Source organism: Nocardioides immobilis, assembly GCF_003515065.1.
Classification (GTDB): domain Bacteria; phylum Actinomycetota; class Actinomycetes; order Propionibacteriales; family Nocardioidaceae; genus Nocardioides; species Nocardioides immobilis.
The window spans coordinates 1-25,838 of the sequence record NZ_QXGH01000019.1 but is presented as its reverse complement, the minus strand read 5'-3'; the positions used below and the strand labels follow the sequence as shown (position 1 = coordinate 25,838).

29 protein-coding genes and 1 pseudogene are annotated in these 25,838 nt (G+C 71.5%); 21 read left to right on the top strand and 9 right to left on the bottom strand.

What is annotated here, in order from left to right:
• Nucleotides 1-4: 4 nt before the first annotated feature.
• Both D0Z08_RS15610 and D0Z08_RS15605 read right to left on the bottom strand, forming a co-directional pair.
• The gene (locus D0Z08_RS15610; protein ID WP_118926182.1) at nt 5-667 is read right to left on the bottom strand and encodes a response regulator; all 663 of its coding nucleotides are present in this window, start codon (nt 665-667) and stop codon (nt 5-7) included.
• Nucleotides 664-2,634, bottom strand: a complete 1,971-nt coding sequence (locus tag D0Z08_RS15605) for a sensor histidine kinase (RefSeq protein WP_245993996.1) — start codon at nt 2,632-2,634, stop codon at nt 664-666. The genes D0Z08_RS15610 and D0Z08_RS15605 overlap by 4 nt, the downstream gene beginning before the upstream one ends.
• A gap of 165 nt (nt 2,635-2,799) precedes the next feature.
• Here D0Z08_RS15605 and D0Z08_RS15600 point away from each other — a divergent pair, with 165 nt between their 5' ends.
• From D0Z08_RS15600 to D0Z08_RS15585, 4 genes are all read left to right on the top strand, one after another.
• Entirely contained in the window at nt 2,800-3,153 is a 354-nt protein-coding gene (locus D0Z08_RS15600; protein WP_118926181.1) for a hypothetical protein, read from the top strand.
• Entirely contained in the window at nt 3,150-3,836 is a 687-nt protein-coding gene (locus tag D0Z08_RS15595) for a DUF4386 family protein (RefSeq protein ID WP_118926180.1), read from the top strand. Before D0Z08_RS15600 ends, D0Z08_RS15595 begins: the two co-directional genes overlap by 4 nt.
• A 128-nt stretch (nt 3,837-3,964) precedes the next feature.
• Complete coding sequence (locus D0Z08_RS15590) at nt 3,965-4,207, top strand: DUF3263 domain-containing protein (RefSeq protein ID WP_118926179.1); 243 nt, start codon at nt 3,965-3,967, stop codon at nt 4,205-4,207.
• 50 nt (nt 4,208-4,257) lie between these two features.
• Complete coding sequence (locus D0Z08_RS15585) at nt 4,258-5,145, top strand: universal stress protein (RefSeq protein ID WP_118926178.1); 888 nt, start codon at nt 4,258-4,260, stop codon at nt 5,143-5,145.
• A gap of 15 nt (nt 5,146-5,160) precedes the next feature.
• On the opposite strand, the gene D0Z08_RS15580 is transcribed toward D0Z08_RS15585, so the two are convergent.
• Nucleotides 5,161-5,373: a hypothetical protein gene (locus D0Z08_RS15580; protein ID WP_118926177.1), complete on the bottom strand. Its 213-nt coding sequence runs from the start codon at nt 5,371-5,373 to the stop codon at nt 5,161-5,163.
• A 94-nt stretch (nt 5,374-5,467) separates the two neighbouring features.
• Here D0Z08_RS15580 and D0Z08_RS15575 point away from each other — a divergent pair, with 94 nt between their 5' ends.
• Both D0Z08_RS15575 and D0Z08_RS15570 read left to right on the top strand, forming a co-directional pair.
• Nucleotides 5,468-6,292 carry an MBL fold metallo-hydrolase gene (locus tag D0Z08_RS15575; protein ID WP_118926176.1) on the top strand — a complete coding sequence of 275 codons (825 nt, stop codon included), beginning with the start codon at nt 5,468-5,470 and terminating at the stop codon, nt 6,290-6,292.
• Between the two features lie 16 nt (nt 6,293-6,308).
• Nucleotides 6,309-6,701, top strand: coding sequence for a nuclear transport factor 2 family protein (locus tag D0Z08_RS15570; protein WP_118926175.1), 393 nt, complete (start codon nt 6,309-6,311; stop codon nt 6,699-6,701).
• Here D0Z08_RS15570 and D0Z08_RS15565 read toward each other — a convergent pair.
• The gene (locus D0Z08_RS15565; protein ID WP_281271739.1) at nt 6,698-7,486 is read right to left on the bottom strand and encodes an IclR family transcriptional regulator; all 789 of its coding nucleotides are present in this window, start codon (nt 7,484-7,486) and stop codon (nt 6,698-6,700) included. The genes D0Z08_RS15570 and D0Z08_RS15565 overlap by 4 nt on opposite strands.
• 130 nt (nt 7,487-7,616) lie before the next feature.
• Between D0Z08_RS15565 and aceB the strand changes: the two genes are divergently transcribed.
• The 15 genes from aceB to D0Z08_RS15490 all read left to right on the top strand — a co-directional run bounded on the left by aceB (nt 7,617) and on the right by D0Z08_RS15490 (nt 22,008).
• Nucleotides 7,617-9,197, top strand: coding sequence for a malate synthase A (gene aceB, locus D0Z08_RS15560; protein WP_245993994.1), 1,581 nt, complete (start codon nt 7,617-7,619; stop codon nt 9,195-9,197).
• Nucleotides 9,194-10,447: a DUF6986 family protein gene (locus D0Z08_RS15555; RefSeq protein WP_118926173.1), complete on the top strand. Its 1,254-nt coding sequence runs from the start codon at nt 9,194-9,196 to the stop codon at nt 10,445-10,447. Before aceB ends, D0Z08_RS15555 begins: the two co-directional genes overlap by 4 nt.
• A gap of 31 nt (nt 10,448-10,478) precedes the next feature.
• Nucleotides 10,479-10,721, top strand: coding sequence for a thiamine-binding protein (locus D0Z08_RS15550; RefSeq protein WP_118926172.1), 243 nt, complete (start codon nt 10,479-10,481; stop codon nt 10,719-10,721).
• Entirely contained in the window at nt 10,714-11,136 is a 423-nt protein-coding gene (locus D0Z08_RS15545; protein WP_118926293.1) for a helix-turn-helix domain-containing protein, read from the top strand. The genes D0Z08_RS15550 and D0Z08_RS15545 overlap by 8 nt, the downstream gene beginning before the upstream one ends.
• A gap of 291 nt (nt 11,137-11,427) precedes the next feature.
• A complete protein-coding gene (gene uraD / locus D0Z08_RS15540; protein ID WP_245994019.1) occupies nt 11,428-11,919 on the top strand; it encodes a 2-oxo-4-hydroxy-4-carboxy-5-ureidoimidazoline decarboxylase in 492 nt (163 codons plus the stop codon).
• Complete coding sequence (uraH, locus tag D0Z08_RS15535; RefSeq protein WP_118926170.1) at nt 11,916-12,248, top strand: hydroxyisourate hydrolase; 333 nt, start codon at nt 11,916-11,918, stop codon at nt 12,246-12,248. Before uraD ends, uraH begins: the two co-directional genes overlap by 4 nt.
• 5 nt (nt 12,249-12,253) lie before the next feature.
• Nucleotides 12,254-13,174 (top strand): factor-independent urate hydroxylase, encoded by a 921-nt coding sequence (gene pucL, locus D0Z08_RS15530; protein ID WP_118926169.1) that lies wholly within the window; start codon nt 12,254-12,256, stop codon nt 13,172-13,174.
• Nucleotides 13,175-13,237: 63 nt separating this feature from the next.
• A complete protein-coding gene (locus D0Z08_RS15525) occupies nt 13,238-14,068 on the top strand; it encodes a hydroxypyruvate isomerase family protein (protein ID WP_118926168.1) in 831 nt (276 codons plus the stop codon).
• A 43-nt stretch (nt 14,069-14,111) separates the two neighbouring features.
• The gene (locus tag D0Z08_RS15520; RefSeq protein WP_118926167.1) at nt 14,112-15,017 is read left to right on the top strand and encodes a 2-hydroxy-3-oxopropionate reductase; all 906 of its coding nucleotides are present in this window, start codon (nt 14,112-14,114) and stop codon (nt 15,015-15,017) included.
• Between the two features lies 1 nt (nt 15,018).
• Nucleotides 15,019-16,794, top strand: a complete 1,776-nt coding sequence (gcl, locus tag D0Z08_RS15515) for a glyoxylate carboligase (RefSeq protein WP_118926166.1) — start codon at nt 15,019-15,021, stop codon at nt 16,792-16,794.
• 12 nt (nt 16,795-16,806) lie between these two features.
• Nucleotides 16,807-17,961 carry a glycerate kinase gene (locus D0Z08_RS15510; RefSeq protein WP_118926165.1) on the top strand — a complete coding sequence of 385 codons (1,155 nt, stop codon included), beginning with the start codon at nt 16,807-16,809 and terminating at the stop codon, nt 17,959-17,961.
• The gene (locus tag D0Z08_RS15505; protein WP_118926164.1) at nt 17,958-18,836 is read left to right on the top strand and encodes a fumarylacetoacetate hydrolase family protein; all 879 of its coding nucleotides are present in this window, start codon (nt 17,958-17,960) and stop codon (nt 18,834-18,836) included. Before D0Z08_RS15510 ends, D0Z08_RS15505 begins: the two co-directional genes overlap by 4 nt.
• On the top strand, nt 18,833-20,173 hold the full coding sequence (gene allB, locus D0Z08_RS15500; protein ID WP_118926163.1) for an allantoinase AllB: 1,341 nt from the start codon (nt 18,833-18,835) through the stop codon (nt 20,171-20,173). Before D0Z08_RS15505 ends, allB begins: the two co-directional genes overlap by 4 nt.
• Complete coding sequence (locus D0Z08_RS15495; RefSeq protein ID WP_118926162.1) at nt 20,170-21,000, top strand: bifunctional allantoicase/(S)-ureidoglycine aminohydrolase; 831 nt, start codon at nt 20,170-20,172, stop codon at nt 20,998-21,000. The genes allB and D0Z08_RS15495 overlap by 4 nt, the downstream gene beginning before the upstream one ends.
• Nucleotides 21,001-21,069: 69 nt before the next feature.
• Entirely contained in the window at nt 21,070-22,008 is a 939-nt protein-coding gene (locus D0Z08_RS15490) for a carbon-nitrogen hydrolase family protein (protein ID WP_118926161.1), read from the top strand.
• A 35-nt stretch (nt 22,009-22,043) separates the two neighbouring features.
• On the opposite strand, the gene D0Z08_RS15485 is transcribed toward D0Z08_RS15490, so the two are convergent.
• The 5 genes and pseudogenes from D0Z08_RS15485 to D0Z08_RS33740 form a co-directional block, all read right to left on the bottom strand.
• On the bottom strand, nt 22,044-22,943 hold the full coding sequence (locus D0Z08_RS15485) for a hypothetical protein (protein WP_118926160.1): 900 nt from the start codon (nt 22,941-22,943) through the stop codon (nt 22,044-22,046).
• Nucleotides 22,940-23,437 carry a SigE family RNA polymerase sigma factor gene (locus D0Z08_RS15480; RefSeq protein ID WP_118926159.1) on the bottom strand — a complete coding sequence of 166 codons (498 nt, stop codon included), beginning with the start codon at nt 23,435-23,437 and terminating at the stop codon, nt 22,940-22,942. The genes D0Z08_RS15485 and D0Z08_RS15480 overlap by 4 nt, the downstream gene beginning before the upstream one ends.
• Before the next feature lie 75 nt (nt 23,438-23,512).
• Nucleotides 23,513-24,643, bottom strand: a complete 1,131-nt coding sequence (locus tag D0Z08_RS15475) for an HNH endonuclease signature motif containing protein (protein WP_147381438.1) — start codon at nt 24,641-24,643, stop codon at nt 23,513-23,515.
• 172 nt (nt 24,644-24,815) lie between these two features.
• Nucleotides 24,816-25,073 carry an integrase core domain-containing protein gene (locus D0Z08_RS32670; RefSeq protein WP_281271743.1) on the bottom strand — a complete coding sequence of 86 codons (258 nt, stop codon included), beginning with the start codon at nt 25,071-25,073 and terminating at the stop codon, nt 24,816-24,818.
• Between the two features lie 68 nt (nt 25,074-25,141).
• Nucleotides 25,142-25,711 (bottom strand): annotated as a pseudogene (locus D0Z08_RS33740) (IS3 family transposase); the annotation flags it as partial.
• Between the last annotated feature and the right edge of the window lie 127 nt (nt 25,712-25,838).

The following is a 25,838-nucleotide window of genomic DNA, read 5'->3' as shown; positions in this document are numbered from 1 at the left end:
CTCGTCAGGACCGCGTCGGGTCGTCCCGGCCCAGCCCTGCGTCGCGCGCCCGGACGATGGCCTGGGCGCGGTCGGCGACCTGGAGCTTGCTGAAGATCGACGACACGTTGTTGGCGACCGTCTTCGACGCGATGCCCATCCGGTCGGCGATCCGGGCGTTGTTGAGGCCGGCGGCGAGCAGGTCGAGGACGTCGTGCTCCCGCGGGGTCAGCTCCGGGAACGCCGCCTCGACGGCGCGGTGCGGGGTGGTGAGGAAGCCGAGCACGCGCTGCGCGACCCCCGGTCCGAAGATCGCCTCGCCGGCGGCCACGGACCGGATAGCCCGGGCGATGTCGTCCTGCTCGACGCCCTTCACCAGGTAGCCACGCGCCCCGGCCCGCATCGCGGCGAACACCGAGTCGTCGTCGTCGTACATCGTGAGCACGAGGATGCCGACCTCCGGCGCGGCCTTCGCGATCTCGCGGGTGGCCGCGATCCCGTCGAGCTCGGGCATCTTGAGGTCGAGGAGAGCGACGTCGGGATGGGTCATCACGACCTCGCGGACGGCCTCGCGACCGGTCGTCGCCGTGCCGACGATCTCCATGTCGGGCAGCGACGAGAGCAGGGCGACGAGGCCCGCCCGGACGATCGGGTGGTCATCGGCGACAACGACGCGGATCGACGTCATGCTGCGTCCAGGGGGATCGAGACGTAGACCCGGCCGCCGGAGGGGCACGGCCCGGCCTCGAACGTGCCACCCAGCTCGACGGCGCGCTCGCGCATGCCGGACAGTCCCACGCCGGGCGCCCACGGCTCGGTGGCGACGCCGTCGTCGAGCACCTCCAGGTCCAGCCGGTCGTGGCAGCGGAGCTGCAGGGTCGCACCTCGCGCGCCGGCGTGGCGCGCGATGTTGGTGAGGGCCTCGGTGGCGATGCGGTAGGCCGCGACCTCGACGGCGGCGGGGAGCTCCGGCAGGACGTCGGGTACCCGCAGGTCGACACCGATGGACGAGCCGTCGGAGCGCCAGGCCAGCTGGTCGGCACGCTGCCGGAGTGCCTGGATCAGGCCGAGCTCGTCGAGGGCGGGCGGCCGCAGGTCGTCGACCAGCCGGCGGACGTCGGCGATCGCCACGCGGGCGTCGCGGCGCAGGTTGGCGAGCAGGTCCCGGACGGTGCTCGGGTCGGAGTCGACGAGGTTGGCCGCGGCGTCGGCGGACAGCGCGACGCCGGTCAGGGTGGGGCCGAGTCCGTCGTGGAGGTCCTGGCGGATCCGGCGACGCTCCTCCTCCCGCGCCATCACCAGTCGCTCCCGGGAGTGCCGGAGATCGGCGGACAGCTCGAGGGCGCGGACCGCGAGCGCCAGCGACGCGGCGACGACTCCGAGCGTGGACCGGTCGGCGGACGACAGCCTCCGCTCGCCCGACCGGAGCCCGACGACGAGCTCCCCGACGTCGTGGCCGGCATAGGACAGCGGCACCAGGTCGGTCGCGCCGTCCGGCTGGCCCGACTCGGCCAGCATCCCGGACGGCGTGCGCACCGCGACGTACGGCAGCCGGAGCGCCGTCCGCACCGCAGCCGCGACGCCGACCAGGTCGACCTGCTCGCCCGCGACGAGCTGCTCGCCGACCCGCGACGCGACCCGCGCCGGGTTGTCGCGGTCGCCGTACATCCAGCGATCGACGAGCCGTTGGACCCGGGGCAGCAGGGGAGCGAGGGCGAGCGCCACGAGCACCGTCACCAGGGCCGACTTGCCGAGCCGGGCGCTGACGAACGTGTCGAGGGCTGCGACCAGGACCACGTAGCCGGCGAGCGCCCCGATGGACAGGAGCAGCCAGGCGAGGGCGCGCGAGACGACCAGCCGGATGTCGAACAGCCGGGCGCGCACGATGCCGACCGTGACCGCCACGGGGATGAGCGGCACGGCCAGCAGTACGACGATCGGCGTGCCCGACACGAACGACCACGGGATGACGACGGCGATGACGAGGATCGCGGCCAGGACCAGCCAGAGGAGCTGGCGCCGACGGAGCTCGTCGCCCCGGCGGTAGCCGACGACGAGGCTCACCACGGCGAGCAGGATCGCCAGGCTGGTGCGCAGCTCCGCCACGGTCCAGAGGGCGCTGAGGTCGTCGTACTGCCGCAGGGTGAGGTAGCCCGGCGCGAGCTCGTCGGTCAACGGCTCGGGGCTCGTCCCGATCTCGAGCACGAACAGCGGGCTGGTGACAGCGATCGCCCACGCGACGCCGCGCCAGCCGGCGGACCCGGCGCGCCCGTCGGGGAAGAGGAGGAGCGCGAGCGGCAGGAACAGCCCGATCGACCACGGCCACGAGTACATGAGCAGCGTGGAGGCGAGACGCTCGACCGCGACCGGGCCGCCCTGCTCGTTGACGAGCACGGCGAGCGCGGCCATCAGCGCCCCGGTCGCATGGCCGAGGCCGTCAGCGATGAACAGCCAGCCGACGGTGTTGCGCGGGTGGTACCGGGCGATGATGCCGCCGCAGACGGCGAACGAGACGCCCATCAGGCCGTTGGTCACGACGAAGGTGTTGAACGCGTCGGCGAAGGACATCCCCGCGACCGCAGCGAGCACCGCCCCCGCCACGACCTCGGCGACGGCGAGGCACGTCAGCATCAGGGAGACGCGGCGGCCGGACACAGCCTCATTGTGGCGGTCCGAGGCTCCCGGGCACACGGGATCGGGATCCCGGGTCGCCGGGCAGCCTCCCGGGCCGTCGGTACTGCCCGCCCTCACCAACCGCGCCCGATGTGGCGACCGTGGAGGAGCGGCGGACATCCCGTCGCCGAATGCCAGGAGGATTCCATGACCCGCTCCCGCACTGCCCTCGTGATTCTGGGGCTGCTCTCCCTGATCGACCTCTCCGGACCGCTGGTCACCGACGGGGAGCACCCGCCGATGGAGGTCGCTGTCGTCGGCGCCGCTCTCGGCCTGGCGAGCCTCGTGCTCATCGGGTACGTCGCCCGCGGGGCGGCCCGGGCGCTGGCACCGCTCGTCGTGCTGCGCATCCTGTCGGCAGTGGCCGCCGTGCCTGCCTTCTTCGTCGACGACGTGCCCGCCGGTGTCACGGTGTTCGCCGGCGCATTCATCGCGCTGAGCTTCGTGGGCGTCGCCCTGCTCGTCCGGCCGGTCGCCGCGCGTGAGGTGGCAGTGCGATGACCGCCACGACCGAACGGGTCGAGACCCGGTCCGACCTGGCCTGGCGGGGGCGGATCCCGCTGGCGCTGCTGCTGCCGGTCGGCCCGGTGGCCATCGCCGTGCTGCGCTTCGTGCTGCCCTACGACACGACCGACTCGAGCAGCGAGGTCGCCCGTCAGGTCGCTGCACACCAGACGGCACAGAACGCCGTGGTTTGGCTGGGTTTCGTCGCGATGCTGACCCTGGTGCCTGCGGTGCTGGTCGTCGCGAAGGTCGCACGCCGGGAGTCGCCCCGGCTCGCTGCCGTCGGAGCCGCGCTCCTCGTGCCCGGCTACCTGGCGCTCGGGTGGCTGATCGTCACCGATGCGGCGGTGCTGTTCGCCGTACGCCAGGGGCTGCCGACGGACGTCGCCGCTGAGGCCTACGCCGAGCTGCACCCGGGAGTGGCCGTCGCCGGCGGGATCTTCGTGATCGGCCACGTCGTCGGGTCGGTCCTGCTCGGCTGCGCCCTGCTCCGCGGTACGTCGGTCCCGGCGTGGGCAGCGATCGCCGTCCTCGTGTCGCAGCCGCTCCACTTCGTCGCGGCGGTGATCGTGTCCAGCCACGAGCTCGACCTGTTCGCGTGGGGCCTGAACGCGGTCGGCTTCGCGGCCGTGTCCGTGACCATGCTCCGGATGTCCGACAAGGAGTGGGTGAGCCGGTGAGTCCTGGAGGTCGAGCAGTTCCTCACCGCGCTCGGCGGCTGAGCGGGGTGACGGGACTCACGTGAGAATTCACGTCCGTGACGTGAGAACGGGGCATTTCCGTCGGACCGCCCCGGCACCGTGGAGCCATGGACCTGACCGAGCACGAGCAAGCGATGCTCGCCTTCGAGCGACGCTGGTGGCGCTACGGAGCCACCCGGGCGTCCGCCGCGCGCCAGCGGTTCGCCCTCGGGCCGGGGGAGTACGGCGCCGTCATCAACTCCCTCGTCGAGCGACCCGAGGCGCTGGCCCACGACCCGGTCCTGGTCCGGCGGCTGCGCCGGATGCGCGCCACCCTGCGCCTGGAGCGGTCGGAGCGGCACGCAGCCTGACCCCGGTCGAACCGCTGGGTTTCGCCGATCCCACGTGGTTGCATCGAGGCATGGACCCGGTGCGGATCCCCGACGGCGCGATCGTCGTCGGGATCGACGGTTCGGAGCACTCGAGCCGCGCGCTGACCTGGGCGGCGGACCAGGCCCGTCGTGACCGCCGGCCGCTGGTGATCATGCACGCCCTCGGCGGGGTCGACCCGTACTGGATGGTGCAACCGGTCGTCGACGTGCAAGCGCTCAAGGACTCGATGGTCGACGGCGCGGAGCACCTGCTGGCCGCGGCGCGTGACGCGGTCGCCGCGGAGCACCCTGCCCTCGACGTCTCCGTCGGCTGGAAGTCCGAGGATGCCCGGCACCTCCTGATCGAGGCCTCCGAGCGCGCCGGGATGGTGGTGGTCGGCTCCCACGGTCGCGGCCCGGTCAAGCGGCTGCTGCTGGGCTCGGTGTCGGTCGGGCTCACCCGCCATGCCCACTGCCCGGTCGCGGTCGTGCGTCCCGACAACGGCGTGCCGCGCCGGAGCGGCGTGCTGGTCGGGATCGACGGCACGCCGCAGTCCCTGCTCACGCTCGACCAGGCCTTCCGGATCGCTGCCTCCCGCGACGCGCCGCTCACGGTCGTCCATTGCTTCCTGGACGCCGAGACCGCGAGTCGCGGCGCGAGGCTGGTCACCGACGACGACGAGAGGTACGACGAGCTCAGGCTCGTCGTCGGCGAGACGCTCGCCGGCTTCCGCGAGCGCTATCCCGAGGTCCCGGTGCGGATCGAGCTCGTCGAGGGGCTCGCGGACGACGCACTCCTCCACCTGTCGAGCGGCCTCGACGTCGCCGTCGTGGGGTCCCACGAGCGCTCCACGCTGGGCGACCTGATCCTGGGATCGGTCGCCGGGACGCTCGTCGAGCACGCGACCTGCACGGTGGTCGTCGTACCCCGTCCTTGACGCGACGCTGCGGCGTCAGCCGTACGCCGACCCGGTCCGCGGCGGCGCCTCCACAGGTCGGAGCTCGTCTGCCGGGACCCAGGCGGTGACGACCCGTCCCCGCGCCTCGACCCAGGTGACCAGCGCGCGCCAGCCGCCCTCGGGGTCCCGGCGCCACTCGAGGACCAGGCCCGGCATCTCGGCGGGCGCGAACGCCGGACGCACCCACACGAACCGCGTCCTCGCCATCTACCAACAATAGAACAGATGTTCGAGCCTAGCGCGATCGATGAGGTATTACCGTCTCGACCAGCGGTTGCAACCCACCAGCGGAAGGTGCCCCATGCTAACGCAGGTCGCGGAAGGTGTGCAGGTCCACCAGAGCGAGCTCCTCCAGAACAACGCCGTCGTCGTGCAGGGCCGGGCCGGCGTGCTGGTCGTCGACCCCGGACTCACTGACGCCGAGATGACCTGCCTCGCGAACGACCTTCGTGAGCGGGACCAGCCCGTGGTAGCAGGCTTCGCGACGCATCCGGACTGGGATCACGTGCTCTGGCACGCGGAGCTCGGCGAAGCTCCCCGGTACGGCACCGCCCGCTGTGCAGCCTTCATGCGCGACCTGCTGTCGAGCCCGGACTGGAGGTCCCGCGTCGCCGAGGGGTTGCCGCCAGAGATCGCCGAGGAGACGCCGCTGGACCTGTTCGGACTCATCACCGGTCTGCCTGCCGGAACCGCGGAGGTCCCTTGGGATGGACCTCGGGTCCGGATCGTCGAGCATCCGGCGCACGCCCCGGGGCATGCAGCACTGCTGATCGAGGAACGCGGGGTTCTCGTGGCCGGCGACATGCTGTCCGACGTCTTCATCCCGATGCTCGACGACTTCAACGGCGCCAACGACCCGATCGAGGACTACCTCACCGGGCTGGGGCTGCTGGAGGGCGTGGCGGACGACGTCGGAGTCGTCGTCCCCGGTCACGGGTCCGTGGGCGGAGCCGATCAGGTACGCGCGCGGATCGAGCTCGACCGGGCCTACGTCCATGCCCTGCGCGATGGCCGTGCTCCCGACGACCCGCGGATCGGCCCATCGGCCAAGCCTGGCTGGGAGTGGGTCAGCGACATCCACGAAGGTCAGGCGCAGAGGCTCGCCGAACGGCGCGACCGTCGTTAGCCCCTAGGGTTCGGTCATGCACCCGTTCCGCAAGGCCGTGGAGGCCGCCGACGTCGACGCGATGAGCGCTCTGCTCGCCGACGACGTCGTCTTCACCAGCCCGGTCGCGTTCAAGCCCTACGAGGGCAAGCCGATCACCGCCGCCATCCTCGCCAACGTGGTCGAGGTCTTCGAGGACTTCCGCTACGTCCGGGAGTACGACGAGGACGGCGCGTCCGGCCACGCCCTGATGTTCGAGGCGAAGGTCGACGGCAAGGCCATCACCGGCTGCGACTTCGTCCGGACCAACGCCGACGGCCTCATCGACGACCTGATGGTCATGGTCCGCCCGCTCAGCGCGGCGCAGGCTCTCTCCGCTGCGATGGGCGCCCGGTTCGACGACATCGTCCGGCGCGCGTCCGGCGGCTAGGACAGGTCGCGCGCCAGCGACGTACCCGCCTCGCGCATGAGGGGTACGGCGCGCTCGACGAGCTCCTCGGTCATCCGCACCGCCGGTCCCGACAGGGAGAGGGCGAGCCGGCCGGGCCCGCCCGGGACGGTCAGGGCGACGCACCGCACGCCCATCTCCTGCTCGCTCTCGTCGATGGCGTAGCCCTGCTCGGCGATCTTCTCGAGGGCGGTGAAGAAGGCGTCCCGATCGGTGATCGTCTGCGGGGTGAACCGCGGCATGCCCGTGCGTTCCAGCAGCTCGCCGACCTGGTCGGCAGGCATCTCCGCGAGGATCGCCTTGCCGACGGCGGTGCAGTGGGGGAGCACCCGGCGGCCGACCTCGGTGAACATCCGCATCGAGTGCCGTGAGGGTGCCTGTGCGACGTAGACCATGTGGTCGCCGTCGAGCATGGCCAGGTTGGCCGACTCGCCCAGCTCGTCGACCAGCCGGACGAGATGGGGTCGGGCCCAGATGTTCAGCATCCGTGCGGAGCTCTCGCCGAGCCGGATCAGCCGGGGGCCCAGGGCGTACTGCCGGGACGGCTCCTGGCGGAGGTATCCGGTGTCGACCAGGGTGCGAACCAGGCGGTGGATCGTCGGCAGCGGCAGCCCCGAGGCCTCCGAGAGGCGCGACAGCCCGGCCACGCCGCCCAGGTCGGCGATCACCTCGAGCAGGGCGAACGCCCGCTCGATGGACTGCACCCCTCCGGTCCTGGCCGGGCGCTCGGGCGCGGCATCCACCGTGTCCACCGTCTCGTCGCTCACGTGGCCACTCCTTCGGGTCGTGTGGTCGCCGACGGACACCCCGCCCGTTGCGACTTCCGTAGAGCAGATAGTAGCCTCCGCGATACGGAAAGTCGGAGAGTCAGGAGTTGGGTGTCGAGTGGACGTTCGTGTGGCAGGTCCCCGTAGGGACGGGGACGACAGGATCCTCACCCCGGACGCACTCGACTTCGTGACCGCGCTGCAGCGGACGTTCGGCGCCCGTCGCGACGAGCTGCTCGCGGCGCGCCGTACCCGCCGCGAGGAGGTGGCCCGCACCGGACGCCTCGACTTCCTCGCCGACACCGCCGGCATCCGGGAGGCCGAGTGGCGGGTCGCGCCCGCCCCGCCCGACCTGGAGGACCGGCGGGTCGAGATGACCGGACCCACCGACCGGAAGATGACGATCAACGCGCTGAACTCGGGTGCCCGCGTCTGGCTCGCGGACATGGAGGACGCCAGCACGCCGCACTGGAGCAACGTGGTCGGCGGCCAGGTCAACCTGTACGACGCGATCCGCCGCGACATCGCCCACACCTCGCCGGAGGGCAAGCAGTACGACCTCAAGGACCAGCGGCTCGCCACCATCGTGATGCGGCCCCGGGGCTGGCACCTCGACGAGAAGCACCTCCTGGTGGACGGGCTCCCGACCGTGGGAGCCCTGGTCGACTTCGGGCTGTACTTCTTCCACAACGCCCAGGAGCTGCTGACCCGCGACAGCGGGCCCTACTTCTACCTGCCCAAGCTCGAGAGCCACCTCGAGGCGCGGCTGTGGAACGACGTCTTCACGTTCGCGCAGGAGCGGCTCGGCGTCCCGCACGGGAGCGTCCGGGCCACCGTCCTCATCGAGACGATTCCTGCGGCGTTCGAGATGGAGGAGATCCTCTACGAGCTCCGGGACCACGCCTCCGGGCTCAACGCGGGGCGTTGGGACTACCTGTTCAGCATGATCAAGTACTTCCGCGACGCAGGTCCGCAGTTCGTGCTCCCGGACCGCAGCGCGGTCGCGATGACCGCGCCGTTCATGAAGGCGTACGCCGAGCTGCTCGTGCGGACCTGCCACCGGCGAGGCGCGCACGCCATCGGGGGCATGTCGGCGTTCATCCCGTCCCGCGCGGACGAGGAGGTCAACGCCCGGGCGTTCGCCAAGGTGCGTGAGGACAAGCAGCGCGAGGCCGGGCAGGGGTTCGACGGCTCCTGGGTCGCACATCCGGACCTGGTGTCGATCTGTCGTGACGTCTTCGACGGGGTGCTCGGCGACCGGCCCCACCAGGTGGCCAGGCTGCGCGACGACGTCCACGTGACCGCCTCCGACCTGCTGGACGTGGCCGCGACACCCGGCGCGATCACCCGGGACGGCCTGCACAACAACGTCGAGGTGGCGCTGCTCTACCTGGAGTCGTGGCTGCGGGGCAACGGCGCCGTGGGCATCCACAACCTGATGGAGGACGCCGCCACCGCGGAGATCTCCCGCTCCCAGATCTGGCAGTGGGTGCACAACGGCTCCACCCTCGACGACGGCACCGTCGTCACCGCCGACCTGGTCCGACAGGTGCTCGACGAGGAGATGGGCAGGATCCGCGACCGTGGCGGCGATGGTTCCGGCCGACGCGAGCTCGAGCAGGCCCGCGACCTCTTCGCCGAGGTCGCGCTGTCCGACGACTTCGTGGACTTCCTCACCCTTCCCGCCTACGAGCTGGTGGTGGCCTCGTGAGGTCGCTCGACCAGCTGATCCGCGACCTGGACGCGCGTCTCGCCGCCGCCGACGCCGAGCTCGCCGCCCGCTACCCCGGCGACCGGGGCGTGCGGCAGCCGGTGCACACCGTCTACGTCCCCGCCGACCGGTACGACGCCGACACGGTGCCGACCTGGGGCCGCGACGCGCGGGCGGTCCTCGAGGAGCACGGCGGCGGGCCCGGCGGGTTCGCCGACGTGCTCGGCCTCCCGGCGGACCTGGCCGAGGGGGTCTACGCGCGCGTGCACGCCAAGCTCGGGTCCGAGCCGATCGAGGACCTGAGGATCGACTTCGAGGACGGCTACGGAGCGCGGCCCGACGCGGACGAGGACGCGACGGTGACGACCGCCGCGGCGGCGCTCGCGCGATCGCTGGCCGACGGGACCGCGGCGCCGTTCCACGGCATCCGGTTCAAGAGCTTCGAGGCACCTACCCGCGCCCGCGGCGTGCGCACCCTGCACCGGTTCGTCGGCGAGCTGACCACGGCCGGAGGCATGGGGGAGGGCTTCGTGCTGACGCTGCCCAAGGTGACGTCGGTCGCCCAGGTGCTGGCGATGGTCCACGCCTGCACCGGCGTCGAGGAGGCGCACGGGCTCGCGCCGGGCACGCTCGGGTTCGAGATCCAGGTCGAGACGCCGCAGTCCGTGCTGGGATCCGACGGGACCGTGCTGGTCGCGCGGATGATCCAGGCCGCCGACGGGCGGTGCACGGGCCTGCACTACGGCACCTACGACTACTCCGCCGTGTGCGGCATCGCCGCCGAGTACCAGAGCATGGAGCACCCGGCCGCGGACCACGCCAAGGCCGTCATGCAGGTCGCCGCGGCCGGCACCGGGGTCTTCGTCTCCGACGGCTCCACCAACGTGCTCCCGGTCGGCGACCGCGACGCCGTCCACGCGGGCTGGCGGCTGCACGCCCGCCTGGTCCGCCGGTCGCTCGAGCGTGGCTTCTACCAGGGGTGGGACCTGCACCCCGCCCAGCTGCCGAGCCGGTTCGCCGCCACCTACGCCTTCTACCGCGAGGGCCTTCCCGGTGCCACGGCCCGGCTGCGCGCCTACCTCGGCGGCGGCGACTCCGGCTTCCTCGACGAGCCCGCAACCGCGACGGCCCTCGCCGGCTTCGTGCTGCGCGGCGTCGAGTGCGGGGCGGTCGACGAGTCCGAGGTCGAGCGGCTCGTCGACGCGGATCTCCACCGACTCTCGGGGCTCGCCCGGCGCCGGCCCTCCTGACGGTGGGTGCGCGCGCGAGTAGCCTGCGTCCATGCGCCTGAGAGCGGAGTTCACCACCGAGCCGTTCCACGGCGAGGGCGAGCCGCCCGCGCACGTCACCGCGGCCCTCGACGCCGTGCGCACGGCCGGCCTGGACGTCGAGTTCGGCCCGCTCGGGACCGCGGTCTCCGGCGACGAGGACACGATGTACGGCGCGCTGGCGTCGGTGTTCCGCGCCGCGATGGACAACGGCGCCACCAGGATCACCCTCCAGGTCGAGCGTGCCGATGGCTGAGCAGCAGGCCCGCCCGAACGAGACCGCGGCCGTCGACCCGGACCATCCGTTGCTGAGCGCGCTGCAGCCGTTGCTGGAGCGGGTGCAGGGGCGGTTCGTGGCGCCGGACGACATGGGTCCGGCCGACGTACCTCTGGTCTGGGACGGCGAGGTCGTGGCCGGCGTCCGGCTGCCGTCGTCGCCGCCCGCCGCCGCGTCGGAGGCAGTGGGCGATCTCGGCCGGCTCCTGGAGGACCTGGCCGATGAGCTCGGGGTGCCCCTGTCCCAGCTGGCCCGCGCCGAGAAGCAGCGCGCCGTGCGGCTGCTGGAGGAGCGCGGGGCGTTCACCTACCGCAAGTCCGCGGAGACCGTCGCGGAGGCCCTCGGGGTCAGCCGGTTCACCGTTTACAACTACCTGAACCGCACCGGCTCCTAAGCCACGCCGGACTCCCGCCGCGCTCCTCCGGGCCACCTGCGTGACGTCATGCAGGGCGACCGCCGCGTCAACCTCCTTGACGTCATGCAGGGCGGCCGCCCGGTGCGGCGCGCTGGCCCATTCGACGGTCGTCGGCCTCCTCGCTGAACAGCGCCGTCCTCGTACCTCGCACCTCGGGCCGGCACTGCCCTCGCAGATTTTCAACAAACTGTTGACGTGACGCGCGCCACGTGGCAGGCTTCCGGTGTTCGGAAGTGTTATTCCACGAAGCGGAAAGAGGCGGTCGCTGTGATGCTGGACGACTTCAACTCGGCGCCCTCCGCCGTCGCCACGTCGGCCCTCCTCGCGTGCTGCGACGCACCCGCCTGGGCGGCCGCCGTCCGTGACCAGCGTCCCTACCCGGACCTGGAGTCGGTCCTCGACGTCGCCGACAAGGCGGCGCGCGAGCTCACGGCAGCCGACGTCGACCGCGCGCTGGCCGCGCACCCCCGGATCGGGGAGCGGGCCGAGGGCCGCGGCACCGACGCGGAGTTCTCGCGGGAGGAGCAGTCCGGCGTCTCCACCGACACCGACACCCGGGCCGCCCTGCACGACGGCAACCACGCCTACGAGCAGCGGTTCGGTCGGGTCTTCCTGATCTGCGCCACGGGCCTCTCGGCCGAGGAGATCCTCGCCGCCCTGCGTGAGCGCCTCGAGAACGACGAGCCGACCGAGGCCGCGGTGGTGGCCGAGGAGCTGCGCAAGATCGCCCTGCTCCGACTGCGGAAGCTGCTCGCGCGATGAGCCAGATCACCACCCACGTCCTCGACACCGCGCTCGGCCGGCCCGCCGCCGGCGTACCGGTCCGGTTGCTGCTCCTCGCTGCGGACCGGGAGCAGGTCCTCGCCACCGCCCGCACCGATGCCGACGGGCGGGTCGGCGAGCTCGGCCCGGAGGAGCTCGACGCCGGCACCTACCGGCTGAGCTTCGACCTCGCGGCCTATGCCGCAGCCACCGGGCAGGACTCCTTCTTCCCCGAGGCGGCGCTCACCTTCACGGTGCGCGACGACTCCCACCACCACGTTCCACTGCTGCTCAGCCCGTTTGCCTACTCCACCTACAGAGGGAGCTGATTCCCATGACCGTTCGCCTAGGCGCCAACCAGTACGGCAAGGCCGAGAACCGCGTCTTCCGCGTCTATCGGGACTCGGCTCGCCACCAGATCCGGGACCTGAACGTCTCGACGTCGCTCCGTGGCCGGTTCGAGGACGCCCACACCGTGGGCGACCAGCAGGACGTCCTCCCGACCGACACCCAGAAGAACACATGCTTCGCGTTCGCCAAGGAGAAGGGCGTCCGCTCGATCGAGGAGTACGCCCTCACCCTGGCCGACCACTTCATCGCCGCCACGCCCGCCGCGGACGGCGCGCGGGTCGAGGTCGAGGAGTACTCCTGGGACCGGATCGCCGTCGACGGAGCCGGCCACGACCACGCCTTCGTCCGCGGCGGCTCCGGGGTCCGCAGCACCGTGGTCAACGTCGACGGCAGCGGCCAGGACCGCACGGCGCACGTCGTCTCCGGGATCCACGACCTGACCGTGCTCAAGTCGACCGGCTCCGAGTTCCAGGGGTTCCTCAAGGACCGCTACACGACGCTGCAGGAGACCGACGACCGGATCCTCGCGACGTCCCTGGTCGCCCGCTGGCGCTACGACAGCTCGTACGTCGGACGCGGCGAGATCGACTGGGACAAGTCGTTCGACGCGATCAAGGCCCTGCTCCTCCAGCGGTTCGCCGAGATCCACAGCCTCGCGCTCCAGCAGACCCTCTACGGCATGGGCGAGGCGGTCCTCGAGCAGCACCCCGAGGTCGCGGAGATCCGCTTCTCGGCGCCCAACAAGCACCACTTCCTGGTGGACCTGTCGCCCTTCGGCCTGGACAACCGGAACGAGGTGTTCGTCGCCGCCGACCGCCCCTACGGGCTGATCGAGGCGACCGTCCTCCGCGAGGACGCCCCCGAGCCCGGCTCGGCGTGGCACGCCGTACCCGGGTTCTGCTGACGCACTTCCCGCCGACCGACTCACCGGACGGTTCCCGTCCCCGATCCCAGAAGGGCTCGTCTGATGCTGCACTCCCTCCCGTTCGAGGTGAACTGCTCCCTGCTGTTCACCGAGCTGCCCCTGCTGGAGCGCCCGGCCGCGGTCAAGGCCGCCGGCTTCGACGGCGTCGAGTTCTGGTGGCCCTTCGCCGAGGCGGTCCCCGCCGACAACGACGTCGACGCCTTCGTCCGGGCCGTGCGTGACGCCGGCGTCCAGCTCGTCGGCCTCAACTTCTTCGCCGGCGACATGCCGGGCGGCGACCGCGGCCTGGTGTCGTGGCCGGCGCGGGCCCAGGAGCTCCGCGACAACGTCGACGTCGTCGTGGGGATCGGCGAGCAGCTCGGCTGCCGCGCCTTCAACGCCCTGTACGGCAACCGCGTCGACGACGCCGCTGCGGCTGAGCAGGACGAGCTGGCCGCGGAGAACCTGGCGTACGCCGCGCGTGCCGTCGCCCGGATCGACGGCACCGTGCTGCTCGAGCCGGTCAGCGGCGCCGACCGCTACCCGCTGCTGACCGCCGGCGACGCTCTCGCGGTGATCGACCGGGTCCGCGAGGAGTCCGGGGCGGAGAACCTCGGCCTGCTCGCCGACCTCTACCACCTCGCGGTCAACGGCGACGACGTCGACAAGGTCATCACCGACCACGCCGCACGGGTTGCGCACGTGCAGATCGCCGACGCACCGGGCCGCAACGAGCCCGGCACCGGCGAGCTCCCGCTCGAGCGGCAGCTCGCGGACCTCGAGGCCGGCGGCTACCGCGGCTGGGTCGGCCTCGAGTACAAGCCCTCCGGCACCACCCTCGACAGCTTCGGCTGGCTGCCGCGCGAGCGGCGCACCGCCACCACCACCGGCTGACGCCGGCACCCGCACTCGATCCGGACACGGACAGGAGAAGCACATGACCAACATCGCGTTCATCGGCCTCGGGATCATGGGCAGCCCGATGGCCGTCCACCTCGCCAAGGCCGGACACCAGGTCGCCGGCTACAACCGCTCGCCGGAGCGGACCGCGCCGCTCGTGGCGGCCGGCGGCCGCGCGGCATCCTCGATCGCCGACGCCGTCGACGGCGCCGAGGTCGTCTGCGTGATGGTGCCGGACTCGCCGCACGTCCAGGAGGTGCTGACCGGCGAGGACGGCGTCTTCGCGACCGCCGCCCCGGGCACCCTGGTCATCGACTTCTCCAGCATCCGGCCCGACGTGACGGCGCAGCTCGCGGCGACGGCGGGGGAGCAGGGCTTCCGGCTGCTCGACGCCCCGGTCTCCGGCGGTGAGGCGGGCGCGGTGAACTCCGCGCTGTCGATCATGGTCGGCGGCGACGCCGCCGACTTCGAGGCTGCCAAGCCGGTCTTCGACGTGGTCGGCAAGACCATCGTCCACGTCGGCGCGAGCGGCTCCGGACAGACCGTCAAGGCCGCCAACCAGCTGATCGTCGCCGCGAACATCCAGGCGCTCGCCGAGGCGGTCGTGTTCCTCGAGGCGTACGGCGTCGACACCAAGGCCGCGCTCGAGGTGCTCGGCGGCGGGCTGGCGGGCTCCAAGGTGCTGGACCAGAAGAAGGAGAACATGCTCTCCCGGTCGTTCGATCCCGGCTTCCGGATCGAGCTGCACCACAAGGACCTGGGCATCGTCACCTCGGCCGCGCGCGAGGCGGGCGTCGTCGTACCTCTCGGTGCGCTCGTCGCCCAGCTGATGGCTTCGGCGAAGGCCTCCGGCGACGGCGGCCTCGACCACTCGGCGCTGCTGCGCGGCGTCGAGCGCCTCAGCGGGGTCCCCACAAGCTCGACCAACGGATCGGAGAACTGACATGGCCCGGATGCGTGCAGTCGACGCCGCGGTCCTCATCCTGGAGAAGGAGGGGGCCACCCAGACCTTCGGTCTGCCCGGCGCCGCGATCAACCCGTTCTACAGCGCGATGAAGGCCCACGGCGGCATCAAGCACGTGCTGGCCCGTCACGTCGAGGGCGCCTCCCACATGGCCGAGGGCTACACCCGCGCCAAGGCCGGCAACATCGGCATCTGCATCGGCACGTCCGGCCCCGCCGGGACCGACATGGTCACCGGCCTCTACGCCGCGGCCGCCGACTCGATCCCGATCCTGTGCATCACCGGCCAGGCACCCGTGGCCAAGCTGCACAAGGAGGACTTCCAGGCGATCAACATCGCCGACATCGCCCGGCCCCTCACCAAGATGGCCGTCACCGTCCTCGAGGCTGCCCAGGTGCCCGGCACCTTCCAGAAGGCCTTCCAGCTGATGCGGGAGAGCCGCCCCGGCCCGGTCCTCATCGACCTGCCGATCGACGTGCAGCTCGCCGAGATCGAGTTCGACATCGACACCTACGAGCCGCTCCCGGTGACCAGGCCGGCCGCGACCCGCCAGCAGGCCGAGAAGGCACTGTCGATGCTCAACGCGTCCGAGAGCCCGCTGATCGTCGCCGGCGGCGGTGTCATCAACGCCGACGCGGCGGACCTGCTGGTGGAGCTGGCCGAGCTCACCGGGGTCCCCGTGGTGCCGACGCTGATGGGCTGGGGCGCGATCCCCGACGACCACCCGCTGACGGCCGGCATGGTCGGCCTGCAGACGTCGCACCGCTACGGCAACGCGACCATGCTGGCCTCCGACTTCGTGCTCGGCATCGGCAACCGCTGGGCCAACCGGCACACGGGCAGCATCGAGACCTACACCCGCGGCCGGACCTTCGTGCACGTCGACATCGAGCCGACCCAGATCGGCCGGGTGTTCGCGCCCGACTACGGCATCGTGTCCGATGCCAAGGCCGCGCTGGAGGCGTTCGTCGAGGTCGCCCGGGAGTGGAAGGCCGCCGGCCGGCTCGCGGACCGCTCCGCCTGGGCCGAGGAGTGCCGCGCGCGGAAGCGGACGATGCAGCGCAAGACGCAGTTCGACGAGGTCCCGGTCAAGCCGCAGCGCGTCTACCAGGAGATGAACAAGGCGTTCGGGCCCGACACCCGCTACGTCACCACGATCGGGCTCTCGCAGATCCAGGCGGCGCAGCTGCTGCACGTCTACCGGCCGCGGCACTGGATCAACGCCGGCCAGGCCGGCCCGCTCGGCTGGACGCTGCCCGCCGCGCTCGGGGTGGCCACCGCCGATCCCGAGGCGACGGTCGTGGCGCTCAGCGGTGACTACGACTTCCAGTTCCTCGTCGAGGAGCTCGCGGTCGGGGCGCAGTTCAACATCCCGTACGTCCACGTGCTGGTGAACAACGCCTACCTCGGCCTGATCCGCCAGGCACAGCGCGGGTTCGACATGGACTTCTGCGTGCAGCTGTCCTTCGAGAACGTGAACTCACCCGAGATCGGCGGGTACGGCGTCGACCACGTCAAGGTCGCCGAGGGACTCGGCTGCAAGGCGCTCCGGGTCTCCGAGCCCGACGAGATCCTGCCGGCGCTGGAGGAGGCCAAGAAGCTGATGGCCCAGTTCCAGGTGCCGGTCGTCGTCGAGATCATCCTGGAGCGGGTCACGAACGTGTCGATGGGTACCGAGATCGACGGCGTCGTGGAGTTCGAGGAGCTGGCCGAGCGCGGCGAGGACGCCCCGACCGCGATCGCCCTGCTGGACTGAGAGGGCTCGCTGATGCCCCGGGTCCTGATCGCCTCCGACAAGTTCAAGGGCTCGCTCACCGCGGCCGAGGTCGCCGCGGCGGTGCGAGCAGGCGTACGACGTGCGCGGCCCGATGCCGTCGTCGACGCGCTCCCTGTGGCCGACGGCGGTGACGGGACGCTGGCCGCGGCCGAGGCCGCCGGGTTCGTCCTGGTCGAGGTCGAGGCCACCGGTCCGACCGGCGAGCCGGGGCGGACGTCGTACGCCCGCAAGGGCGACCTGGCGGTCGTCGAGCTGGCGGCGGTGTCGGGCTTGTCCCGGCTGCCCGACGGTGTGCCAGCGCCGATGACCGCGACCAGTCGCGGGACCGGCGAGGTGATCGCCGCCGCTGTGGCGGCGGGCTGTCGGCGCGTGGTGCTCGGCATCGGCGGCAGCGCCTCGACCGACGGGGGCCTCGGGCTGGTCCGCGGTCTGGGCGCGCGGGCGCTCGACGCAGACGGCCGCGAGGTCGGTGAGGGCGGCGGCGCGTTGAGTGCGGTGCGGACTCTCGACCTGTCCCCGCTCCGCGAGCGGATGGCGGGGGTAGCGGTGACCGTTGCCTGCGACGTCGACAACCCGCTCACCGGCCCTCGGGGAGCGGCCGCGGTCTACGGTCCGCAGAAGGGCGCCGACCCGGCGCACGTGCGCGAGCTCGACGGGGCCCTGTCGCACTGGGCCGACGTGGTCGCCGGCAGCACGGGCGTGGACGAACGGGACGCCCCCGGGGCGGGTGCCGCCGGTGGCGTCGGCTTCGCCGCCGTGGCCCTGCTGGGCGCCGAGCTGCGCTCCGGGATCGCGCTGGTGCTGGAGCTGATGGGGTTCGCCGACCGGCTCACCGGCGTCGACCTCGTGATCACGGGGGAGGGCTCGCTCGACGAGCAGACCCTGCACGGCAAGGTGGTCGCCGGGGTCGCGGCCGCCGCGGGTGCCGCGGGGATCCCGGTGGTGGCAGTCTGCGGCCGTGCCAGCCTCGACCAGGACCGGCTCCGCGAGGCGGGGGTCGCCGCGGCGTACTCCCTGACCGACCTGGAGCCCGACGTACGACGCTGCATGGCCGAGCCCGTGCCGCTCCTCCAGCGGGTCGGTGAGCGGATCGCGGTGGACCGGCTGGCGGCGCTCGCCGTACCTCTCGGTGGAGCGCCGGCATGAGGCTGCTGCGCGTCGGGCCGCCCGGGGCCGAGCGGCCGGCGGCCCTCGACGCCGACGGCATCCTGCGCGACCTGTCCTCGGTTGTGGCGGAGGTCGACGGCGCGTTCCTCGCAGACCGCGCGGCCCTGGCCGCGGTCGCCGAGGCCCTCGACGCGGGGACGCTCCCGGAGGTCGCGCGGGCGACGCGCCGCGGGGCGCCGTTCGCGCGGCCGGGCAAGGTGGTGGGCATCGGGCTCAACTACCGCTGCTACGCAGCCGAGAGCGGGGCCGCGATGCCGGAACGGCCGGTGGTCTTCCTCAAGCCCGGCAGCACCGTGTGCGGCCCCGAGGACGGCATCGACCTGCCGCCGGGCAGCACCGCCACCGACCACGAGGTCGAGCTCGGCGTGGTGATCGGCCGGGCACTGCGCCGGTGCGACGACCCCGCGCGTGCGCTCGCCTCGGTGGGCGGCTACGTCGCGGTCAACGACGTGACGGAGCGGCACCTGGCCGCGGACGGTCCGACCTGGGCCAAGGGCAAGTGCTGCGACACGTTCACCCCTGCCGGACCGTGGCTGGTGACCCCCGACGAGGTCGCCGACCCCCAGGCGCTCGCCCTCGAGCTGCGCGTCAACGGGGAGCTGCGGCAGGCCGGCGACACCAAGGACATGGCGTTCTCCGTGGCCGAGCTCTTGTGCTACCTCAGCGGGTTGATGACGCTGGAGCCCGGGGACCTGGTCCTCACCGGCACGCCGGCCGGTGTAGCGGCGGGGCGCCCCGACCCCAAGCCGTTTCTACGGGACGGTGATGTCGTGGAGCTCGAGGTCGAGGGCCTCGGGCGGCAGCGGACACCGGTGCGCGCCGCGGGGCGGTCGGACGAGAGGAGTGTCGGGTGAGCCAGCTGGACCTGGTGGTCCGCGCGGAGCGGGCGATCATCGCTGGTGGCCAACGTTCGGTCGCGGTGGGCGTCCTGGACGGCACCGTCGTCGCGGTCGAGTCCTTCGCGGCCGACCTCCGCGCCGACCAGGTGGTCGAGCTGGGCGCCGACGAGGTGCTGATGCCGGGCGTCGTCGACTCCCACGTCCACGTCAACGACCCCGGCCGGACCGAGTGGGAGGGCTTCGCGAGCGCCACCCGCGCGGCCGCCGCCGGCGGTGTCACGACGATCGTCGACATGCCGCTCAACAGCATCCCGCCGACGGTGGACCTCGCTGCGCTCGAGGTGAAGCGCAAGACCGCAAGCGGCCAGTCGTACGTCGACGTCGGCTTCTGGGGCGGCGCCGTGCCCGGCAACGTCGCCGAACTGGCGCCGCTGCACGACGCGGGTGTCTTCGGGTTCAAGTGCTTCCTGCTGCACTCCGGGGTCGACGAGTTCGCGCCGCTGGACGCCGCCGGGCTCGGGGCGGCGATGCGGGAGATCGCGAGGTTCGACGGACTGCTGATCGTGCACGCCGAGGACGCCCACGCCATCGCCCACGCGCCCGAGCCGCACGGTGGTCAGTACGCCGACTTCCTCGCGTCACGACCGCGGGACGCCGAGAACCGCGCGGTCCAGCAGCTGATCGACCTGTCCCGTGCGACCGGCTGCCGGGTGCACGTGTTGCACGTCTCCAGTGCGGAGGCGCTGCCGGTGCTCGCGGAGGCCCGCCGCGGGGGAGTCCGCGTCACCGCCGAGACCTGCCCCCACTACCTGTCCTTCGCCGCCGAGGAGATCGCCGACGGCGCGACTCTGTACAAGTGCTGCCCGCCCATCCGGGAGCGGGACAACCGCGACCGGCTCTGGGACGGCCTCCGGGACGGAGTCCTGGACCTGGTGGTGTCCGACCACTCACCGTCCACGATCGAGCTCAAGCGGCTCGAGGAGGGCGACTTCGGCACCGCCTGGGGAGGCATCTCCTCGCTGCAGGTCTCCCTGCCGGCGGTCTGGACCGAGGCACGTCGACGGGGGCACGACCTCGTCGACGTCGCGCGCTGGATGTGCGAGGGGCCGGCTGCCCAGACGGGGATGCGCGGCAAGGGCCGGATCGCGCTCGGCTGCGACGCGGACTTCGCCGTACTCGCTCCGGAGGAGACGTTCGTGGTGGACGCTCGGAACCTGCACCACAAGAACGCGGTCACGCCGTATGCCGGACGCGAGCTGGCGGGCGTCGTCCGCAGCACCTGGCTGCGGGGCGCACGGATCGACCTCGACGCGGACCCCCGCGGCCGGTTGTTGAGAAGAGGAGACGCATGAACCCCCGCTACTACGCGCCGAAGGGCGGCCTGCCCGGTCAGACCGAGCTGACCACCGACCGCGCGGTGTTCACGGAGGCGTACGCCGTCCTCCCGCGTGGCACGATGCGCGACATCGTCACCAGCGCGCTGCCGTACTGGGACGCCACCCGGTTGTGGGTGATCGCCCGGCCGCTGTCGGGGTTCGCGGAGACGTTCTCCCAGTACATCGTCGAGGTGTCGCCCGGCGGCGGGAGCGACCGTCCCGAGCTCGACCCGGGCGCCGAGGGCGTGCTGTTCGTGGTCGAGGGCACGGCGCGGCTCACGATCGCCGGCGAGGACCACTCGCTCACCCCCGGCGGCTACGCCTTCCTGCCGCCGGGCTGTGACTGGCAGCTGCGCAACGAGAGCGACGAACGGATCGTCTTCCACTGGATCCGGAAGGCCTACGAGCCGGTCGACGGCATCGAGGTCCCCGAGCCGTTCGTGACGAACGAGACCGAGGTCGAGGGCGGCGAGATGCCGGGCACCGACGGGCGGTGGACGACGCAGCGCTTCACCGACCCCGCGGACGTCCGGCACGACATGCACGTCAACATCGTCAGCTTCGAGCCGGGCGGGGTGATCCCGTTCCCGGAGACGCACGTCATGGAGCACGGGCTGTACGTCCTCGAGGGCAAGGCGGTCTACCTCCTCAACAAGGACTGGGTCGAGGTGCAGGAAGGCGACTTCATGTGGCTGCGGGCGTTCTGCCCGCAGGCCTGCTACGCCGGCGGCCCCGGGCGGTTCCGGTACCTGCTCTACAAGGACGTCAACCGGCACGCCAAGCTGAGCCGCCAGTACCTCTGAGGCCGGCACGCCCGCGCAGCTGGTCCGATGGGCGTACGCTCGCAGGCACCTCTACCGACGGGGGCGGCCATGCGCGTTGCTGCGGTTCAGACCGCCACGATCCTGGCCGATGTCGATGCCAACCTCGCTGGCTGCGAGCGCCAAGCAAGCGAGGCGGCCCAAGAGGGCGCGGAGTGGATCCTGCTCCCGGAGTTCTTCACGACCGGCGTGGCGTTCAAGCCCGAGCTGGTCGACTGCGCACTTCCGCCCGACGGAGCGGCGACCCAGCTTCTTCTGGGCGTGGCGAAACGTCACGACGTGACGATCGGTGGTTCGTTCCTGTGCCTTGACGATGACGGCCACGTCCGCAACGCGTTCTTCCTCGCCACATCCGACGGCATCGTCGGCCGGCACGACAAGGACATCCCCAGCGCGTGGGAGAACTGTTTCTACGTCGGCGGCACCGACGACGGGATCCTCGACGTCGACGGCCTACCCGTGGGCGTGGCCCTCTGCCTCGAGTACAACCGGACTCAGACAGTCCGGCGCCTGCGCGGCAAGGTCGACCTGGTCGTGGGTGGATCCAACAAGTGGGGCGCACCCAAGGGATCGCCCGCCTATCTGCACCGAGGGGCCGAGCGGCTGTGTGAATGGGTTCCCCCGTTCGCTCGCCAGATGGGCTGCCCGGTGGTCGACGCGAACCACACCGGGCCGCTGCGGTTCAAGATGCCGATGGTCGGTCTGCCGTACATCACCGAGCTTCAGGGCGGGTCAATCATCTGCGACGCTCGCGGCGACACGCTCGCCTACCGGCACCGGGACCAGGGCGCCGGCATCGTCGTCGCAGACGTGGAACCCGGGCGCATCGAGCCAGTCGACCCGATCCCCGACCGATTCTGGATCAACGAGATGGACGTGGTGACGCGAAACCTGAGCTGGCGCCTGCCGAACTGGCACGGCAAGCGCTGGTACGACCGCCACGGCCAAGGCGCGCGACGCCGAACACCGTCGGCGAGGGAAAATGCCTAGTCGCTAACGCCCCGCCACAGGGTCGAGTCGTGCCACTAGTTGTTGAGCGATCGCTCACAGACGATCCGCCCGTAGCCGCTCTCCCGGCGCGGGACCAGGAGCGTCGTGTCGCAGGTCTTCTTGGGTTCGGTCGGCATCGCGTACACCAGGCGATGTGAGTTCGCGATCGCGGTGAGCTGCTCTGCGCTGATCGACCACCTCGCATCCGCTTCGTTCAATGTCGTGGCCTTGACGTACTCCCGAGCGATGACTCCGAATCCGTAGTCGCGTCGATTGACGACCTGGCGCATGTACCAGCGCGACTCGGCGTCACCGTTGGGACGGGTGAAGCCCACGCGCGAGCGCCGGAGCTCCGACACGGACGTGATCGCGACGCTGCCATCGGCGAGTGTGTCCGCAGTGCAGCGTTCCATCTCCTGTGAAGCCAGGTTCTCCTCGCAGTAGCGTTCGGCGCTGCCCTCGTTCGACGACTGGTCGTGCCGGAGGATGATCATGAGTTGGTTGGCCAGTGAGAGGTCGTACCACGCAGTCCAGGAGTCGGTGTAGGCGTAGTCCTTCGGCCGAAGCCGGGTGTAGCCGTCCAGGGTCGGCTCAATCCGGCCCTCGACACCGGCTGGGAGTGCATCGCCCAGGAGCCGGCGCACTTCCGAGTCGAACGCCGCTGGGAACGTTGCCGGGTCGAACTCGTCGAGAGTCTCTTGGGCGGCCGCAGGCACGTCCGAGCCCTTCGAGTCGGTGTCGCTCGGCAGTATTCCGGCGCCGAAGATGGTGGCCGCTACGGCGAGGGTGGCTGCTGCGGGTACGGCGATGATGAGGCGACGTCGGCGATGCGCCCGATGTGCTGCATCGATGAGATCGGCGCTGGTCAGCCCGAGAGGTGGTTCGTCCGCGAGCACCTCGCTACGGATCAGAATGCGGAGATCCTCGCCTGTCATCGGGTCACCTCGTCGTCGAGCTGCAGTTGGGGCATCAGCGCACGGAGACTTTGGAGCGCGCGGGCGGTCTGACTCTTCACCGTTCCCTGAGCCACCCCGAGCGCGACCGCGACGTCAGCGACCGAGAGGTCGTCCAGGTACCGCAGGACGATGACGGCGCGTTGCTGGGGTGGCAGCGACTTCAGCGCGCGGGTGAGGTCCAGGTCGGAAGAGGTCAGGCCGACACTTCCATCAGGTAGCTCGTCGCTGACCATTTCACGCCGGTGCTTGCGCAGGTAGGAGAGGCAGACGTTGATCAGGGTCCGACGGGTGTAGGCGTCCAAGCCGTCCTTGCTGATCCGGGGCCATGCCAGGTACAGCTTCACAAAGGTCGTTTGCACCATGTCCTCGGCCGTGTGCCACTCCCACACGATGAGGTAGGCCGTGCGACGCAGTGAGAGTGCTACGGCGCTGAAGTACTCGTCGACTTCCTGAGCCCGCGCGGTGCCGTCCACCAAACCCTCCAACCGTCCTGTTCTGACACTTCTACTCCGCAGACCGGGTGAAAGGTTCAGGCGCGTCTGGCGGTCTTATCTGCGGCGGTGGAATCGGATGTCGCCGTTGGGGAGGATCTCGTGGGTGTAGTTGGGGTCGTGGAGCAGGTGGTGGTGGTGGGGGCAGCCGAGGATGCCGTCGGCGATGTCGGTCTTCCCGCCTTGGGACCAGGGTTTCAGATGATGTGCTTCGCACCAGGGTGCGGGGACGGTGCAGCCTTCGCCGCGGCAGGTCTTGTCGCGCAGGGCCATGGCTTTGCGTTGGGCCGGTGAGAAGAGGCGTCGTGTGCGGCCGAGGTCGAGGATCTCGCCCTTCCCGCCGAGGACGACCGGGATGATGCCGGCGGTGCAGGCCAGCCGGCCGATGGCTTCGGCGGACAGGTTGTCGCCGGCGGAGAGGTCGGCGTCGATCAGGCCGCCGGTGGCCAGCCGCTTGATCAGGGACTCCTCGGTGATGGTGACCATCACGGTGGAGGCATCGCCGCCGTGGGCGGGGAGCTTGCGGGGGTTGAGGTGTTCGATCAGGGCGCAGAACGCCCGGCCGAGTTTGCGGGGGTAGGGGATGCGGTCTTCTTCCCCGGTGGGTGCGTCGTTGGCCTTGCGCGGTGAGGTGAAGGCTTCGAGGTAGGTGCGGAGCCGGGCGGCGGCCTCGTCGGGGATGATCCCGGACAGTCGGGTTGTCCCGTCTCCGACCGGGCGTAGCGAGAGCCGGGTCTTCTCCCGGGCTCGCTGTTCCTCGGCCTCCAACCGTTTCGCGGCTTCGGCCTCGGCGATCTCGGGGGCGACGACGTCGAGGATGTGCCGGGCCAGGCGGCGCAGCTCACTGGGCCGGTAGTCGCGCGCGTAGTCGACGAGCTGTTCCTCGGCCTTTGCGATCACCTCGGTCCCGACCCGGTCGGGGAGGTTGTCGAGGCCGGCGACGATCACCCGCGCCTGCTCGGCCGACACGGTCCCGTCGGCCATCCCCGCCGCCACGGCGGTCCAGCGGCGGTCCAACGCCTGGGCCAGCCGGGCCTCGGCCCGCGCTGTCGAGGAGTCCGCCCGGGTCTGGTGGGCCAGCCAGGCGCCGACATCGCGGGCACCGGCCTCCATAGCGACGTCGCCGGCAGCGGCGAGGACTCGCAGCTTCAGCTCCGCCAGCATCCCTTCCAGGGCGGCGATCGGCAATCCCCTGAAACCGTAGAGACCTGATTTTGTCGGATCTCGTGGGCCGGCATCCCGCTCGTCGCTCGGGGACCGCGCCCGGAGTCGGGGTCAAGGCTGGCCGTAGGCCACCCCAGGGGCTTGGCCTTGACGTCGACGAGGACGTGGTCACGCTGGATGCGCGGGATCGGGTCGTTCACGCCGCCTCCTCCTTGGCCTGCCCCAACTCGCCGGTGTGCAGCGCGAGCTCGTAGGCGATTGGGGAACGCATCCCCAGGGAGGAGTGGCGCCGGTCGTGGTTGTACTCCTCGATCCACGCGGCCACCCGCCGGCGAGCCTGGGCCTTGGTGGTGAAGTGCTCGAGGCGGCGGAGCTCGAACTCCACGGTGGAGTGCCAGCTCTCGATGACCGAGTTGTCCAGCGCCGAGCCCACCCTGCCCATCGACTGGGTGATGCCGACCCGGCCGCAGGCGGCCTGGAAGTTCTTCGCGGTGTACTCGGCAGGTTCAACTGATCGGTGTGCATGATCACCTCGTCCAGGGTGTCCTTGCCGCCGCGGACCGCGACCGCCATCTGCAGTGCCGCGGTGGCCAGGTCGGCGTCGTGGTGCTCACCGACACCGAATCCGACGATGCGCCGCGAACCCATGTCCAACACCGAGTCCAGGTAGAGCTTGCCCTCATCGGTGGGGATCTCGGTGCCGTCCCCGTACCACTTGTGGTTGAGACGATCGGTGGCGAAGTTCCGGCCGATCAGGTCCGGTGCCCGCCACTTGCCCCGGCCCTGCCGGGTGGTCTGCTTGCGCCGCCGCTTGCGCCGCGCCTGCAGGCCCATCTCGCGCATCAGCGCTGCGACGGTGTTCTCGCTCACCGACCAGCCCTCATCACGCAGGTCCGCGGTGATCCGCGGGGACCCGTATCTGCCGCGGTGCTGGGCGAACAGCCTGCGGACCTCGACCTTGAGCTGCTCCCGGCGGGCGTGCCGGGGCGAGGGATCGCCGTGCCGCCACTTGTAGAACCACGCCGGGGACACCGACAACGCCCGACACGCGGTCGCATGCGGAACCCCGTGCTCTGCCCTCTGAGCGGCGATTGTGGTTCCCCCCGAATCGTGGAGGGCTTCCCTATGCGGCTTCCCGGTCGGGGGCCGCGGTGTTCTCGTAGTTGATCGGGCTCATCATGCCCGCCGCGCTGTGTCGGCGCTGGTGGTTGTAGAAGCC

Bases quoted from the DNA above. Each gene is read 5' to 3' on its own strand.
- D0Z08_RS15610 (WP_118926182.1), bottom strand. From the start codon at position 667: ATGACGTCGATCCGCGTCGTTGTCGCCGATGACCACCCGATCGTCCGG.
- D0Z08_RS15600 (WP_118926181.1), top strand. From the start codon at position 2,800: ATGACCCGCTCCCGCACTGCCCTCGTGATTCTGGGGCTGCTCTCCCTG.
- D0Z08_RS15595 (WP_118926180.1), top strand. From the start codon at position 3,150: ATGACCGCCACGACCGAACGGGTCGAGACCCGGTCCGACCTGGCCTGG.
- D0Z08_RS15590 (WP_118926179.1), top strand. From the start codon at position 3,965: ATGGACCTGACCGAGCACGAGCAAGCGATGCTCGCCTTCGAGCGACGC.
- D0Z08_RS15585 (WP_118926178.1), top strand. From the start codon at position 4,258: ATGGACCCGGTGCGGATCCCCGACGGCGCGATCGTCGTCGGGATCGAC.
- D0Z08_RS15580 (WP_118926177.1), bottom strand. From the start codon at position 5,373: ATGGCGAGGACGCGGTTCGTGTGGGTGCGTCCGGCGTTCGCGCCCGCC.
- D0Z08_RS15575 (WP_118926176.1), top strand. From the start codon at position 5,468: ATGCTAACGCAGGTCGCGGAAGGTGTGCAGGTCCACCAGAGCGAGCTC.
- D0Z08_RS15570 (WP_118926175.1), top strand. From the start codon at position 6,309: ATGCACCCGTTCCGCAAGGCCGTGGAGGCCGCCGACGTCGACGCGATG.
- D0Z08_RS15550 (WP_118926172.1), top strand. From the start codon at position 10,479: ATGCGCCTGAGAGCGGAGTTCACCACCGAGCCGTTCCACGGCGAGGGC.
- D0Z08_RS15545 (WP_118926293.1), top strand. From the start codon at position 10,714: ATGGCTGAGCAGCAGGCCCGCCCGAACGAGACCGCGGCCGTCGACCCG.
- uraD (WP_245994019.1), top strand. From the start codon at position 11,428: ATGCTGGACGACTTCAACTCGGCGCCCTCCGCCGTCGCCACGTCGGCC.
- uraH (WP_118926170.1), top strand. From the start codon at position 11,916: ATGAGCCAGATCACCACCCACGTCCTCGACACCGCGCTCGGCCGGCCC.
- pucL (WP_118926169.1), top strand. From the start codon at position 12,254: ATGACCGTTCGCCTAGGCGCCAACCAGTACGGCAAGGCCGAGAACCGC.
- D0Z08_RS15525 (WP_118926168.1), top strand. From the start codon at position 13,238: ATGCTGCACTCCCTCCCGTTCGAGGTGAACTGCTCCCTGCTGTTCACC.
- D0Z08_RS15520 (WP_118926167.1), top strand. From the start codon at position 14,112: ATGACCAACATCGCGTTCATCGGCCTCGGGATCATGGGCAGCCCGATG.
- gcl (WP_118926166.1), top strand. From the start codon at position 15,019: ATGGCCCGGATGCGTGCAGTCGACGCCGCGGTCCTCATCCTGGAGAAG.
- D0Z08_RS15510 (WP_118926165.1), top strand. From the start codon at position 16,807: ATGCCCCGGGTCCTGATCGCCTCCGACAAGTTCAAGGGCTCGCTCACC.
- D0Z08_RS15505 (WP_118926164.1), top strand. From the start codon at position 17,958: ATGAGGCTGCTGCGCGTCGGGCCGCCCGGGGCCGAGCGGCCGGCGGCC.
- D0Z08_RS15495 (WP_118926162.1), top strand. From the start codon at position 20,170: ATGAACCCCCGCTACTACGCGCCGAAGGGCGGCCTGCCCGGTCAGACC.
- D0Z08_RS15490 (WP_118926161.1), top strand. From the start codon at position 21,070: ATGCGCGTTGCTGCGGTTCAGACCGCCACGATCCTGGCCGATGTCGAT.
- D0Z08_RS15485 (WP_118926160.1), bottom strand. From the start codon at position 22,943: ATGACAGGCGAGGATCTCCGCATTCTGATCCGTAGCGAGGTGCTCGCG.